Genomic DNA, 13,427 nt, shown 5'->3' on the forward strand with positions numbered 1-13,427 from the left:
CGGTTCGCGGGCGCGGAAACCTCAAGTCCGGGCCGAAACGTCTGTCATGACCAGCCGCCGCACCGTCCTCGCCGCTGCCACCGCCGTTGTCGTCTCCACGGGCGTGGTGGCCCCGGCGGTCGCGGAAGCTGCTCCGGCCTCCGGCCCGCTGCTGGACAACGACCCCATCGCTCACCTGCTGCGACGCGCCACCTTCGGCGCCACGCCCGCTGACCTCGCCGCGGCGCGCAAGCTGGGCGTGAACGGCTGGCTGGACCGTCAGTTCAACCCCGCGAAGATCGCGGACTCCGCGTCCGACAGGCTTCTGCAGCGCCTTCCGCTCGCCGGCGCCACTCCTTCTTCGGTACGCGCGAAGCTCCCCGGCCACTCGTACGAGGCGTTCGGTCAGCTGGGCCGTGCCGCGGTCGCCCGTGCCGCCTGGAGCAACCGGCAGCTGTTCGAGTCCACGGTGATGTTCTGGTCGAACCACCTGCACGTGGCGGCACCGTCCAGCGGCGTCTGGGACACCCGCGGCGACTACGACACCCAGGTCATCCGCAAGCACGCCTTCGGCCGGTACGCCGACATGCTCAAGGCCAGCGCCCGCCACCCGGCGATGCTGACCTACCTCGACCAGCGGTCGTCGACGAAGGCCCACCCGAACGAGAACTACGCGCGGGAGCTGATGGAGCTGCACACCGTCGGCCTGGAGTACTCCGAGGCGGACGTGAAGGCGGCGTCCCGACTGCTCACCGGCATGACGGTGGGCGCGGCGGGCGGGTACGCGTACGACGCCTCGAAGCACGCCACCGGGGCCGTGTCGATCCTCGGTTTCAGCCACGCCAACACGAAGGCCGACGGTGAGGCGGCGGTGCTCGCGCTCCTCGACCACCTGGCCCGGCATCGCGCCACGGCGGAGCGGATCGCCGCCAAGCTGTGCGTCCGGTTCGTCGCCGACGTGCCGCCGGCCGCGCTGGTCGACCGGCTCGCCGACGTCTACCTGGCGAACGACACCGCGATCGTCCCGGTGCTGCGCGCCCTCTTCACCTCAGCGGAGTTCGCCGCCTCGGTCGGGCGCAAGACGCGTACCCCGTTCGAGGACATGATCGCGTCGATCCGGGTGCTCGGTCTCGGCCCGTCCTCCGAGGCGCTGGACGCGCTCTACAACCTGATGGTGAACGCCGGGAACGCGCCGTTCCGGTGGGCGCCGCCGAACGGGTACCCCGACGTCGCCGCGGCCTGGTCGTCGCCGGCCGGATTCGTCCAGCGGTGCAACCTGCACCTGAACCTCGCCACCGGGTGGTACCCGACCCAGCTGACCCGCCCCGCCGATCTGCTGAAGTCGCTGGTCCCGGTGCTGCCGGCCACCTGGGGCGCGCTGATCGACGCGCTCGCCGTCGCCCTGATCGGCGCTCGTCTGCCCGCCCCGCACACCGCGGCCGTGCTCAGTGTCGCCGCGAAGCTGCCGAACTCTGTTCTGACCAGCAAGGACAAGTCGCTCGCCGGTGCCGCGCCGTACCTGATCGCGCTCGTCCTGGACTCGCCGTCGTTCCAGCTGAGGTGATCATGCCGTCCTGCGCCGAGCACACTAGTTTGGTCAGCCGCCGATCGGTGCTGGGCGGAGTGACGGCCGGGGTTGCTGGGGCAGCGGGTTTGTCGGTTGATTTCGCCTTTGCCGCCGAGAAATACTCCGGCGATACCCTTGTTGTGATCTCGCTGCACGGCGGCTTCGACGGCCTGTCGGCGATCGCGCCGATCGGCGATCAGGACTACTACCGCGCCCGCCCGACGATCGCGGTCGGAAAGAATCAGGTCATCGCCGGCGACGGCACGTTCGGCCTGCACCCGGCACTGGCCCCGCTGCTGCCGTACTGGAAGACCGGCAAGCTGGCGGCCGTGCACGCGGTCGGCCAGCCCAACCCGACCCGCTCGCACTTCGCCGCGATGGACGCCATGGAGAACGCCGCGCCCGGCACCTCGGTCCGCAGCGGCTGGCTGGATCGGATGCTCGGCGGCACCGGAGCGACCGCTCCCCTGGCCGGCGTCTCGGTGGGTGACGCCATGCCGGCCCGGCTGTTCTCCGGTCCCGGCGGCGACGTCTCGATGCGATCCGTCGACGAGCTGACCCTGGCCGGCGACGGCAAACGCCCGATCGCCGCGGCGCTGCGGGCCATGTACGCCGACGCCCCCGCGCACCTGGCCGCCCCGGCCCGGGCCGCCGACCGGGCCCTCGCCGCGATGGGCAGGCCCCGTGCGGTGGCGGCCGGCACCGGCTATCCGAAGACCGATCTGGGTGGCGCGCTGCGCGACGTCGCCCGGCTGATCAAGTCGAATGCCGGGCTGGTCACCGCAACGGTGGACTGCGGCGACTGGGACATGCACGAGGCGCTCGGCCCCGCGGTCAAGGGCCGGCGCATGTACGACAACCTGGCCGACCTGGCCGCGGCACTCGCCGCCTTCGTCGCCGATCTCGGCGCCACGCTGATGAACCGGGTGACGATCCTGACGATCAGCGAGTTCGGCCGCCGCGTCGCGGAGAACGGCTCCCACGGCGTGGACCACGGCCACGGCAACGCGATGCTCCTGCTGGGCGGCGGCATCCGGGGCGGCAAGGTGTACACCCGCTGGCCGACCCTGGCGACGGCGGCCCTGGTGGACGGCGATCTGGCGGCGACGACGGACTACCGCTCGGTGATCGGCGAGATCCTCCAGAAGCGCTGCGGCTTCGGCGACCTGTCCACGGTCTTCCCCGGCGTCAAACCGTCGTCATTCGGCCTCGCCGCGGCCCGCTGACCGGGCCGGCATTCGATGCCGCTCCTCGCACAAGCTGGTCGTGCCCGGTGGCTGCGGGATGACGGGACGCCGAGGTAACACGCAAGCCCTCGCCAGGCTCCCGTGGCCTGCCGGCCGAGCCGAGGGCGCACGTAAGGCCCCGGGCAGCGGTGATGAGCTCACACGTAACGCCTGTGTGAGCTCCCATCCCGGTCCTGGCGTGGATGCGGTCGCACCGAGTGGTTGTGTGTGACCTCATCAACGCTGTCTCGCCCCGATCGGGTCGGACTTCGCGGCCGGGCGGCCGCTCACAGGACCCCCAGATCGGCGCGGTACCCCTCGGCGTCGTCGCTCTCCATAACACCCAGCCGGCGATGGCCACAACCCGTACAAAAAGGGCCATAGAACCGTAAAAATAGGGCCGGCGCTTCTTGCGAAGCGCCGGCCCTGTTGCGCCGTCCCGCCAAGGCCCTGTCAGGACGGCACGTCTGTTAGCTGGTCAGCGAGTGCTGGCGGTGCGTCGCTTGGACCAGACGTCGAAGGCGACGGCGGCGAGCAGTACCGCGCCCTTGACCAGCATGACCTGCTCGGACTGTGCGCCGAGAAGACCCATGCCGTTGTTGATGACACCCATGATCAGACCGCCGGTGATGGCGCCGACGACCTTGCCGACACCGCCCTGGACGGCCGCGCCGCCGATGAACGCGGCCGCGATGGCGTCCAGCTCGAAGCTGTTACCGGCGGTCGGGTTCGCCTGGTTGAGGCGGCCGGCGAAGATGATGCCGGCGAGCGCGGAGAGCACGCCCATGTTCACGAACAGCCAGAACACGACCGACTTGACCTTGACGCCGGAGAGCGTCGCGGCCTGCAGGTTGCCGCCGACGGCGTAGATCTGGCGGCCGAAGACGGCCCGGTTGGTGACCACGGTGTAGCCGACGACCAGGACCGCGAGGAGCACGAGGACCCAGGGCAGGTTACGGAACCGGGCCAGCTGCACGATCACGAACAGGATCAGGATCGCCGGGACGGCGACCTTCGTGATGAACAGCCACAGCGGGTCGACGACCTGGCTGTACTTGATCCGGGCCGTGCGGGTACGCCACTGCACGAACGCCATCGCCACCACGACGGCCACGCCGACGATGATGGAGAACAGGTCAGCGCCGCCCAGCGGACCGAGCGCGATGTTGCCGAGGAAACCGTCGGTGAAGCCGTTCGCGAGGGTGCGGACCTCTTCGGGGAACGGGCCGATGCCCTTGTTACCCAGGATCATCAGGGTGATCGCCCGGAACAGCAGCATGCCGGCCAGGGTGACGATGAACGCCGGGATGCCGAAGTAGGCGACCCAGTAGCCCTGCCAGGCGCCGATGATCGCGCCGAACACCAGGGTGCCGATGACCGCGATCGGCCAGGGCAGGTCCCAGTTGACCATCATGACCGCGCTGAACGCGCCACACGCGGCCACGACCGAGCCGACCGAGAGGTCGATGTGCCCGGCGATGATGATCAGGATCATGCCGATCGCCAGAACCAGGATGTACGAGTTCTGCACGATGATGTTGCTGATGTTCTGCGGCGCGAGCATGTCGCCGCCGGTCAGAACAGTGAACAGCGCCACGATCAACGCGAACGCGATGTAGATCCCGGACTGCTTCAGGTTGAAATTGAACTTCAAGGGCGCCTTGCCACCAGTGGCTCCGGCCGGCCCCTTGCCAACGGTCAGGTCGGCGTTGGTAGGTGCGACCGTCACGGCGCTACCTCCTGTTCTTCCTTCGTCATGAGGGTCATCAGACCCTCCTGCGTCGCGTCGGCACGGGCCACCTCACCGGTGATCCGCCCAGCGGAGAGGGTGTAGATGCGGTCACAGATACCGAGCAGCTCGGGCAGCTCGGAACTGATGACCAGAACGGCTTTGCCCTCGTCGGCAAGCCGGTTGATGATCGTGTAGATCTCGTACTTCGCACCGACGTCGATGCCACGGGTCGGCTCGTCGAGGATCAGCACGTCCGGGTCAGTGAAGATCCACTTCGACAGGACGACCTTCTGCTGGTTACCACCGGACAGCTTGCCCACGATCGACTCGACGGTCGGGGCCTTGATGTTCATGCTGGCCCGGAACTCGTCGGCGACCTTGTGCTCTTCGTTGCCGTCGACCCAGCCGCCCTTGGCCAGCTTCGACAGGCCCGCCGCGGAGATGTTGCGCTTGATGTCCTCGATCAGGTTCAAGCCGTACCGCTTGCGGTCCTCGGTCGCGTACGCCAGGCCGTTGTCGATCGCCTCGGCGACGTTGCGCGCCCGGATCTCCTTGCCGTCCTTGATCAGCTTGCCGGAGATGTTAACGCCGTACGAGCGGCCGAACACACTCATCGCCAGCTCGGTACGGCCGGCGCCCATCAGCCCGGCCAGGCCGACGATCTCACCACGACGCAGCGTCATGTTGACACCACGAACCAGAGCCCGATCCGCCTGGATGGGACTGTAAACAGTCCAGTCCTCGATCCGCAGAGCCTCCTCGCCGATGTTCGGCGTGTGCTCCGGGTACCGGTGCTCCAGATCGCGGCCCACCATGCCGGAAATGACCTTGTCCTCGGTCAGCTCCGCGGTCTCCTGCGTCCAGATCGTCTTACCGTCTCGCAGAATCGTGACCCGGTCCGAGATGCTCATGACCTCGTTGAGCTTGTGCGAGATGATCACGCAGGTGATGCCCTCGTCACGCAGCCCGCGCAGCAGGCCGAGCAGGTGCTCGGAGTCCTCGTCGTTGAGAGCCGCGGTGGGCTCGTCGAGGATCAGCAGCTTCACCTTCTTGGAGAGCGCCTTCGCGATCTCCACCAGCTGCTGCTTACCGACACCCAGGTCGATGACCGGTGTCACCGCGCTCTCCCCCAGACCGACCCGGCGCAGCAACTCGTCCGCCGCGTGGTTGGTCCGGTTCCAGTCGATGAAACCGCGCTTGGCCTGCTCGTTACCGAGGAAGATGTTCTCGGCGATCGACAGGTTCGACGCGAGCGCCAGCTCCTGGTGGATGATGACGATGCCGCGGTGCTCACTGTCCCGGATACCGGAGAACTCGCAGGCCTCACCGTCGAACTCGATGTCACCCTCATAAGTACCGTGCGGGTAGACGCCGGAGAGCACCTTCATCAGGGTCGACTTACCGGCCCCGTTCTCGCCGCAGATCGAGTGGATCTCACCTCTGCGGACTTCCAGGTTCACATCCTGCAACGCCTTGACGCCCGGGAACGTCTTGGTGATGCCACTCATCCGCAGGATCGTGTCGGTCATGGACCCTCCTATGGGCCGTCTTGCTGGTCAGCCATGGAGACCGCGCCCCGCCCGCTGGGGACGGACAGGGCGCGGAGCCCGGATTACTTCAGCTGGTCGGCCGTGTAGTAACCGGTGTCGACGAGCTGAGCCTGGTAGTTCGACTTGTCGACGATGATCGACTCAAGGAGCTGCGCCGGAACGACCTTGTTGCCGTTGTCGTAGTCCTTGGTGTTGTTGGTGGTCGGGGTCTGGCCCTTGAGCACCGCGTCGGCCATCTCGCCGGCAACCTTCGCCAGCTGGCGGGTGTCCTTGTAGATGGTCGAGTACTGCTCACCAGCAACGATCGACTTCACCGAGGCGACCTCAGCGTCCTGGCCGGTGACGATCGGGTACGCCTGAGCGGCGGTGCCGTAACCGTTCGACTTGAGCGCCGAGAGGATACCGATCGAGATGCCGTCGTACGGCGACAGAACGCCGTCGACCTTCGCGCCACCCTTGTAGGTGGAGGTCAGGACGTTCTCCATGCGCTTCTGCGCGGTGGCCGGGTCCCAGCGAAGGGTCGCGACCGTCTCGAACTTGGTCTGACCGCTCTTGACGGTGATGACCTTCTTGTCGATGTACGGCTGCAGAACGCTCATCGCGCCGTTGAAGAAGAAGGTCGCGTTGTTGTCGTCCGGCGAACCGGCGAACAGCTCGACGTTCAGCGGGCCCTTCGCGCCGGCGTCGCTGCCGTCGGCGTTGAGGACCTTGAGGCCGGTCAGCAGCGAGGTGGCCTGCTGCACGCCGACCTTGAAGTTGTCGAAGGTGGCGTAGTAGTCCACGTTCGGGCTGTTACGGATCAGCCGGTCGTACGCGATGACCGGGATGTTGTTGGCCTTCGCGTTCTCCAGCTGCGTCGTGATCGCGGTGCCGTCGATCGACGCGATGATCAGGACCTTGGCGCCCTTGGTGATCTGGTTGTCCAGCTGCTGCGTCTGCGTCGGGATGTTGTCCTCGGCGTACTGCAGGTCAACCTTGTAACCAAGACCCTCAAGCTGCTTCTTCAGGTTGTCGCCATCGGCGATCCACCGCTCCGAGGAACGGGTCGGCATGGTGATACCGACCAGGGCGCCGGCGTTGTCGCCGCCGCCAGCAGCTTCCTTGTCGACGTCCTTCTCAGCAGAACCGCAGGCGGCCATCGTGGCGACCAGGGTGGCAGCGGTCAGGACCGCCGCGAGCCGGGGGTATTTCACTTTGGATCTCCTCTTTGAGAGCGGTGCGTGTTACAGAGGCCGGTTGAGGCGGTAGTACGCCTGGTTCCAGCGCACCCGGTCTGCGAAGTCGGCCGGGGTCGTGCGGTTGTCGATCAGTAGTAGCTCGGTCTGCGCCATTTCGGCGAAGTCGCGAAGCGTCTCCGCGCCGACCGCCTGGGTCAGGACCGTGTGGTGCGGTCCGCCCGCGGTGATCCAGCACTCGGCCGAAGTGGACAGCGTCGGTGCGGGCTTCCAAACCGCCCGGGCCACGGGCAGGTTCGGCAGCGGCTCGTCCGGCGGAATCACCTCGATCTCGTTCGCGACCAAGCGGAAGCGGTCGCCCATGTCGGCCATGCCCATGACCACGGCGGGCCCGGACGCGGCGTCGAAGACCAGCCGGACCGGGTCCTCACGACCGCCGATGCCCAGCGGGTGGATCTCGGCGCGCGGCTTGGCGGACGCGATGGACGGGCACACCTCGAGCATGTGCGCGCCGAGGATCTTAGGCTCGCCCGGGCCGAAGTGGTAGGTGTAATCCTCCATGAATGAGGTACCACGCCCGGTTCCGGAACCCATCGCCTTCACGGTGGCGACGAGAACCGAGGTCTTCCAGTCACCCTCGCCACCGAAGCCGTAACCGTCGGCCATCAGCCGCTGCACGGCCAGGCCGGGCAGCTGGCGCAGCCCGCCGAGGTCCTCGAAGTTCGACGTGAACGCGCCGAAGCCGCCCTCGGTGAGGAAACGGCGCAGGCCGGCCTCGATCTTGACGGCGTAGCGGAGCGAGTCGTTCCGCTCGGCCAGCAGCTCACTGGAGATCTCGTAGATGTCGGAGATCTCGGCGACCAGCTTGTCGATCTCGGACTCTTCGGTCGCGTCGACGAACTCGACGAGATCGTTCACGCCGTACGTGTTCACCGAGACGCCGAACTTCAGCTCGGCCTCGACCTTGTCACCCTCGGTCACCGCGACGTCGCGCATGTTGTCGCCGAAGCGCGCCACTCGCAGCGTCCGCAGGTGCTGCCAGCCGAGCGCGGCCCGCGTCCACGACTCGACCCGCGCCACCACGACCGGGTCGGAGGCGTGTCCGGCGACGACCTTGCGCGGTACGCCGAGCCGGGCCTGGATGAAACCGAACTCGCGGTCGCCGTGCGCCGCCTGGTTCAGGTTCATGAAGTCCATGTCGATGGTCGACCACGGCAGCGACGCGTTGTGCTGCGTGTGCAGGTGCAGCAGCGGCTTACGCAGCGCGTCAAGACCGCCGATCCACATCTTGGCCGGCGAGAACGTGTGCATCCAGGCGATGATGCCGATGCAGTTCGGGTCGGCGTTCGCCTCCAGCATCGTGCGCTTGATGGCGCCGCTGTCGGTCAGAACCGGCTTGCCGATAATCTCGGCGGGCAGTCCGCCCTGTGCCAGGGTCCGCTGGATCTCGGCGGACTGGTCGGCCACCTGCTGGAGCGTCTCCGGGCCATAGAGGTGCTGGCTGCCGGTGAGAAACCAGATCTGGGGTTTCATCTGGGGGTGTACCTCCGAAGGGGGGCCGGGATGGTGGCGGGGGCCACACTCCGGCGGAGCGAGGCCTAGTGTTATCGCTAACAAAACCCGTGTCAACAGCCCTTGGCAACAACGAGGTAACGGCTGATTAACCGAGCACTAGTAAGGCCCCACATCCCCCACAAAAAATCTCAGGCGGGCGGCCCCACGCTCTGCCGGACGACCAGCTGCGGCGGCACCACGATGTGGTCGGCAGTGCCGGAATCGTCCCGCATCTGCCCCAGGAGCAGGCTCAGCGCTGCCCGGGCCACGTCACCGAAGGCCTGCCGGACGGTGGTCAGCGGCGGAATGAAGTACGCCGCCTCGGGCACGTCGTCGAAACCGACCACGCTCACGTCGTGCGGCACCCGGCGGCCCCGCTCGCTCAGCGCGCGCAGGATGCCGAGCGCCAGGTGATCGTTCGCCGTGAATACCGCCGTGACCTCGGGCATCCGGGCCAGCATCTGACCGGCCCGGTAGCCCTCGGCGGCCGACCAGTCGGCGGAGAGCAGCGGCGGAACCTCGGCGCCGGCCTCCTCCAGGGTCTGCCGCCACCCCTGGATGCGCCCGGCCGAGTCGAACCAGTCGATCGGGCCGGAGACGTGCCAGACCGTCTCGTGCCCGGCGTCGAGCAGATGCTGGGTCGCCGCCCGGGCGCCGGCCACCTGATCCACCGTCACCAGCGGCCGCCCGCTGGCCGGGTCGCCGTCGATGAAGACCACCGGCAGCTCGGACGGGATCTCGGCGAGCGCCTCGGCCGCCGAGGCCACGTTGGCGATGACGACCAGGCCGGCCACCCGCTGGTCCAGGTGCCGTTCCACCACCGAGGAGATCGAGGAGCGGTCCAGCTCGCGGACGCTGCCCACGCTCACCGCGAAACCGGCGTCCGCGGCGGCCTGCTCGAACTCGGTGAGCATCGAGGCCGGGCCGTACAGCGTGCTGTTGCGGGCGACCACGCCGATCAGCTGGGAACGGCCGGTGACCAGGGCTCGCGCCGCCCGGTTCGGCCGGTAGTTGAGCTCGGCGATCGCGGCGCGGACCCGGATCCGGGTCTGCTCCTTGACGTTCGGATGATCGTTGAGGACACGGGACACCGTTTGGTGGGAGACACCGGCCAAGCGGGCCACATCGGTCATCGCCGGGCTACGGGATACCTTGTCCACTTGCGCACCTCGTCCGGTCCGGTTGCAATAAGAGCGTGGCAACTCTTCGCGGCCGCCACGTAACGGGAATGTTATCGATAACACCCGGGATTTAACGAGCCCTGTACACGCCCGATTAACGAGGACGTACCCTCGGCAGCGATGGAAGGGTCACCGACACTGAACGGCCAGGTCGTGCTCGGCAGCGTAAACGACGAGGGCTTCACTTCGCTGCGCCGCGCCGCCGCGCCCCGCGCCGAGCGGTACGAGGTGGGGCGGTCGCTGCGCGATCACTCCCCGCGTTCCGACATGGCGCACTGGCGGCCGCCGGCCGACCGGCCCGATCCGGTCGCCCAGGTTACCGCCTCGCACTTCGGCCGGGTGCCACACCTCATCCCGGTCCGGGTCGGCCGCATGATCGCGTCTCCGTACGCATTCCTGCGCGGCACCTCCCAGCTGATGGCCGACGACTTCGCGATGCTGCCGCTCACCGGGATCACGCCGGTGATCTGCGGCGACGCGCATCTCGGCAACTTCGGCTTCTACGCCTCCCCGGAACGCGAGCTGGTCTTCGACCTCAACGACTTCGACGAGGCGCACCCCGGCCCGTGGGAGTGGGACCTGCGCCGGCTCGTCGTCAGCGTCTACGTCGCCGGCCGGGTCAACGGGTTCCGGGAGAGCGAGTGCGCCGACGCCGTCAAGCACTGCGTCGAGGAGTACCGCGAACAGATCCGGTTCCTCGCCGACCAGCCGCTGCTGGCCCGCTCCTTCGACCAGCTCAACGTCGAGGCGATGCAGTCGGCGACCAGCCGGGACAGCTTCCGCGAGCAGATCGGACGGGCGGCGCGGCGGGCGCGGCGGCGTACCAGTGACCGGGCTCTGCCGCGGTTCACCGAGCGTCACGACGGCACCGCCCGGCTTGTCGAGCAGCCGCCGCTGATCACCCGGATCGAGCCGCAGGAGCGCGAGCAGCTCTCCGAGGCCCTCGACGGGTACCTCAACACCCTCAAACCGCACTGGTCACGGATCCTCGGCGGGTACCGGATCGTCGACATCGCACACAAGGTGGTCGGTGTCGGGTCGGTGGGGCTGCGGGCGTACGTCGCGCTCTGTGAGGGCAGCAGCGCCGACGACGTGCTGTTCCTGCAGATCAAGCAGGCCCGCCGCTCGGTCGTCGCGAAACACCAGCACGGCGCCGTCGCCTGGCACCGGCATCAGGGCCAGCGCGTTGTGGAGTACCAGCAGGCGCTGCAGACCGTGAGCGATCCGCTGCTCGGCTGGACGACCGTCGGTGACCAGCAGTTCTACGTGCGCCAGTTCCGCGACATGAAGGGCGCGATCATCGTCGACGACCTCGACGCGGGCGCGCTCGCCGACTACGCCGGCATCTGCGGCTATCTCACCGCCAAGTCGCACGCCCGGACCAGCGGCGCCTCGATGATCGCCGGTTACGTCGGCAACAGCGACAAGATGGACGAGTCGCTCTCCCGGTTCGCCCGCGCCTACGCCGACCAGGTGGAGAAGGACCACGAGGCGCTGGTCTCCGCGGTCCGGCGCGGCGAGTTGCCGGCCGAGCCGGCCTAAAACCCTTCTAGGGTACGGACCATGAGCGGCACCATTGAGATCCATTCCCCGGCCCTGGGCGAGTTCTGGACCGAGCGTCATCTCTGCACGCTGACCACATTGCGGGCCGACGGCTCGCCGCACGTGGTCGCCGTCGGCGCCACCCTGGACCCGGCGTCCGGCCTCGCCCGGATCATTTCGTCGGCCACCTCGGCGCACGTCCGGCACATCCGCCGGGGCCAGCAGCGGGTCGCGATCTGCCAGGTGGACGGCCCCCGCTGGAGCACCGTCGAGGGCATCGCGACCGTTTCCGATCAGACCGACGCGGTGACCGAGGCGGAGCAGCGGTACGCCCGGCGTTACCGCACGCCCCGGCCCAACCCGGCCCGGGTGGTCATCGAGGTGACGATCACCCGGGTCCTGGGATCCGCGTCGCTCACCAGTACATGACAGCCGTCGTGCCGGCCTGCCAGGCGTGGTACATCCGGGTACGCAGCACGTACCGGCGGCCGGCCTGCAACTCCGCCTCGACCTGCGCGTTGCGGTCCTCGCCGCTGTCGTCGTCGGCGGCGACCTGACGCAGCTCGCCGTCGACGTCCTCGAAGAGCACCAGCACCATGTCGGACGCGCCGAACGAGCCCACCCGGTACTTCCGGGTCTCCTCGGGCAGCACCTCCGCGTCGTACTGCTGGCCGGGCGTGAGGCTCAGGGAGCGCGACTCGAACGCGGTCAGGTGCGGCAGGCGCTCCTCCAGCGGCGGGTACCAGATCAGCACCTGCTCGGCGTCCAGCTTGGAGATCGTGCCGGGCGGGTTGATGCCGCTCCGGTACTCCTCCGGCCGGATCACCAGGCCGGCCGGGAACCGGTACTCCATGATCGAATCCGGGTCCCAGCGGCTGCCCTCGACCTCGGAGGGGTCCAGCTTGCGCAGGATGTTGTGGAAGGTCGTCTCCGGGTCCCAGCGGTTCGGCGGGCCGGCCATGTGCCGGTAGACCGCGTCCTCGTTCCAGACGATGCCGGCGTTCGGGTTCTGGTGCTCGTGCGCCAGGCCGAGCGTGTGCCCGATCTCGTGCAGGGCGGTGGCCCGGCCGTGGTCGTCGCGCAGATCCCAGCCGAGGTTCATGGTCGGCTCGTGGCGCGGGCGGCGCAGCACGTCCCGGCCGATGTAGGACCACGACCGGCCCGGCTCGAACCCGATCCGCACCTGCGCCTCACGCGGGTCCCGGACCTCCCAGAAGTCCAGGCCGATCCCGAGGTCCTTCCACTCGTCGAACGACTCCCGGACGACCTCCTCCTGCACGTGGTTCCGGGTCTGCGGCATGAACGCGTACCGCAGGGGCGTGCCGTTCACCCACTTGCTGCGGCCCACGATGATCGCGTGCTGACGGTCCAGCGGCATCTCGGGCGGCAGAACGGGCGCGGGACTGAGCGGCTGCGAGCAGTAGGGCAACGGGCTCATCAACTCGGCATCGGTCATACCAGGCTCCTTAGTGCGAAACGGGCATGTTTAAGATCGCAGAGCTGGGGTACGCGCGAGGCTCCCTTCACCCCGGCACCACCCGTCAGTGGCACGGCGAACCCACCATCGACACAGTCGGGGATGTTCCCGGCAAGTCCGCGGCTTGGGCACGCCTGGTCCGGCTGGCTGTCAGCGCTGTGTCGCGGGCGGCGTGACAGCACGGACCCTGCTGGTCGCATGAGGTAGCCGCTCACCAGGGGGTACGTCCCGTCGAACGGTGGTCGGGCGTGTTCTGTCGCCGCAGGTCTCGTCGCCGCGGGCGTGAGCCGTAGCTCAGATAGGTCATCGGGGCTGATGACCTATCTGAGCTACGGCTCGCCCCTTGCAACCGGGGCCGGTTCGCCTGGCGGCGCCGCGGCAACGTGCCGCGGGCATTCCCCGCTCGGTGTGTGTCGAGTTCGGGTGCGTATCGGACCCGAAATC

The 13,427-nt window shown here is 68.3% G+C and carries 10 protein-coding genes; 4 read left to right on the forward strand and 6 right to left on the reverse strand.

Annotation, left to right across the window (positions count from 1 at the left end; genetic code table 11):
• Positions 1-46 precede the first annotated feature (46 nt).
• A complete protein-coding gene (locus B0I29_RS33175) occupies positions 47-1,543 on the forward strand; it encodes a DUF1800 domain-containing protein (RefSeq protein ID WP_111653070.1) in 1,497 nt (498 codons plus the stop codon).
• An 89-nt stretch (positions 1,544-1,632) separates the two neighbouring features.
• Positions 1,633-2,772, forward strand: coding sequence for a DUF1501 domain-containing protein (locus B0I29_RS33180; protein ID WP_245972932.1), 1,140 nt, complete (start codon positions 1,633-1,635; stop codon positions 2,770-2,772).
• A 478-nt stretch (positions 2,773-3,250) separates the two neighbouring features.
• On the opposite strand, the gene mmsB is transcribed toward B0I29_RS33180, so the two are convergent.
• The 5 genes from mmsB to B0I29_RS33205 all read right to left on the reverse strand — a co-directional run bounded on the left by mmsB (position 3,251) and on the right by B0I29_RS33205 (position 9,916).
• A complete protein-coding gene (mmsB, locus tag B0I29_RS33185) occupies positions 3,251-4,501 on the reverse strand; it encodes a multiple monosaccharide ABC transporter permease (RefSeq protein ID WP_111653071.1) in 1,251 nt (416 codons plus the stop codon).
• Complete coding sequence (mmsA, locus tag B0I29_RS33190; RefSeq protein ID WP_111653072.1) at positions 4,498-6,033, reverse strand: multiple monosaccharide ABC transporter ATP-binding protein; 1,536 nt, start codon at positions 6,031-6,033, stop codon at positions 4,498-4,500. Before mmsA ends, mmsB begins: the two co-directional genes overlap by 4 nt.
• 83 nt (positions 6,034-6,116) lie before the next feature.
• Positions 6,117-7,247: a multiple monosaccharide ABC transporter substrate-binding protein gene (gene chvE / locus B0I29_RS33195; protein ID WP_111653073.1), complete on the reverse strand. Its 1,131-nt coding sequence runs from the start codon at positions 7,245-7,247 to the stop codon at positions 6,117-6,119.
• Positions 7,248-7,277: 30 nt separating this feature from the next.
• Positions 7,278-8,762 carry an L-arabinose isomerase gene (araA, locus tag B0I29_RS33200; protein ID WP_111653074.1) on the reverse strand — a complete coding sequence of 495 codons (1,485 nt, stop codon included), beginning with the start codon at positions 8,760-8,762 and terminating at the stop codon, positions 7,278-7,280.
• A gap of 170 nt (positions 8,763-8,932) precedes the next feature.
• Positions 8,933-9,916 (reverse strand): LacI family DNA-binding transcriptional regulator, encoded by a 984-nt coding sequence (locus B0I29_RS33205; protein WP_111653075.1) that lies wholly within the window; start codon positions 9,914-9,916, stop codon positions 8,933-8,935.
• Between the two features lie 168 nt (positions 9,917-10,084).
• On the opposite strand from B0I29_RS33205, the gene B0I29_RS33210 reads away from it, so the two are divergent.
• Entirely contained in the window at positions 10,085-11,506 is a 1,422-nt protein-coding gene (locus B0I29_RS33210; protein ID WP_111653076.1) for a DUF2252 domain-containing protein, read from the forward strand.
• A gap of 21 nt (positions 11,507-11,527) precedes the next feature.
• Positions 11,528-11,935, forward strand: coding sequence for a TIGR03618 family F420-dependent PPOX class oxidoreductase (locus B0I29_RS33215; protein ID WP_111653077.1), 408 nt, complete (start codon positions 11,528-11,530; stop codon positions 11,933-11,935).
• Here B0I29_RS33215 and B0I29_RS33220 read toward each other — a convergent pair.
• Positions 11,922-12,962: a M12 family metallopeptidase gene (locus B0I29_RS33220; protein ID WP_220091475.1), complete on the reverse strand. Its 1,041-nt coding sequence runs from the start codon at positions 12,960-12,962 to the stop codon at positions 11,922-11,924. The genes B0I29_RS33215 and B0I29_RS33220 overlap by 14 nt on opposite strands.
• Between the last annotated feature and the right edge of the window lie 465 nt (positions 12,963-13,427).

Origin of the sequence: Actinoplanes lutulentus (genome assembly GCF_003259845.1) — a bacterium.
In the GTDB taxonomy this organism is placed as follows: domain Bacteria; phylum Actinomycetota; class Actinomycetes; order Mycobacteriales; family Micromonosporaceae; genus Actinoplanes; species Actinoplanes lutulentus.

What these genes read in the sequence shown, in the direction of transcription:
- B0I29_RS33175 (WP_111653070.1), top strand. Translation starts at nt 47, where the DNA reads ATGACCAGCCGCCGCACCGTCCTCGCCGCTGCCACCGCCGTTGTCGTC.
- mmsA (WP_111653072.1), bottom strand. Translation starts at nt 6,033, where the DNA reads ATGACCGACACGATCCTGCGGATGAGTGGCATCACCAAGACGTTCCCG.
- araA (WP_111653074.1), bottom strand. Translation starts at nt 8,762, where the DNA reads ATGAAACCCCAGATCTGGTTTCTCACCGGCAGCCAGCACCTCTATGGC.
- B0I29_RS33205 (WP_111653075.1), bottom strand. Translation starts at nt 9,916, where the DNA reads ATGACCGATGTGGCCCGCTTGGCCGGTGTCTCCCACCAAACGGTGTCC.
- B0I29_RS33210 (WP_111653076.1), top strand. Translation starts at nt 10,085, where the DNA reads ATGGAAGGGTCACCGACACTGAACGGCCAGGTCGTGCTCGGCAGCGTA.
- B0I29_RS33215 (WP_111653077.1), top strand. Translation starts at nt 11,528, where the DNA reads ATGAGCGGCACCATTGAGATCCATTCCCCGGCCCTGGGCGAGTTCTGG.
- B0I29_RS33220 (WP_220091475.1), bottom strand. Translation starts at nt 12,962, where the DNA reads ATGACCGATGCCGAGTTGATGAGCCCGTTGCCCTACTGCTCGCAGCCG.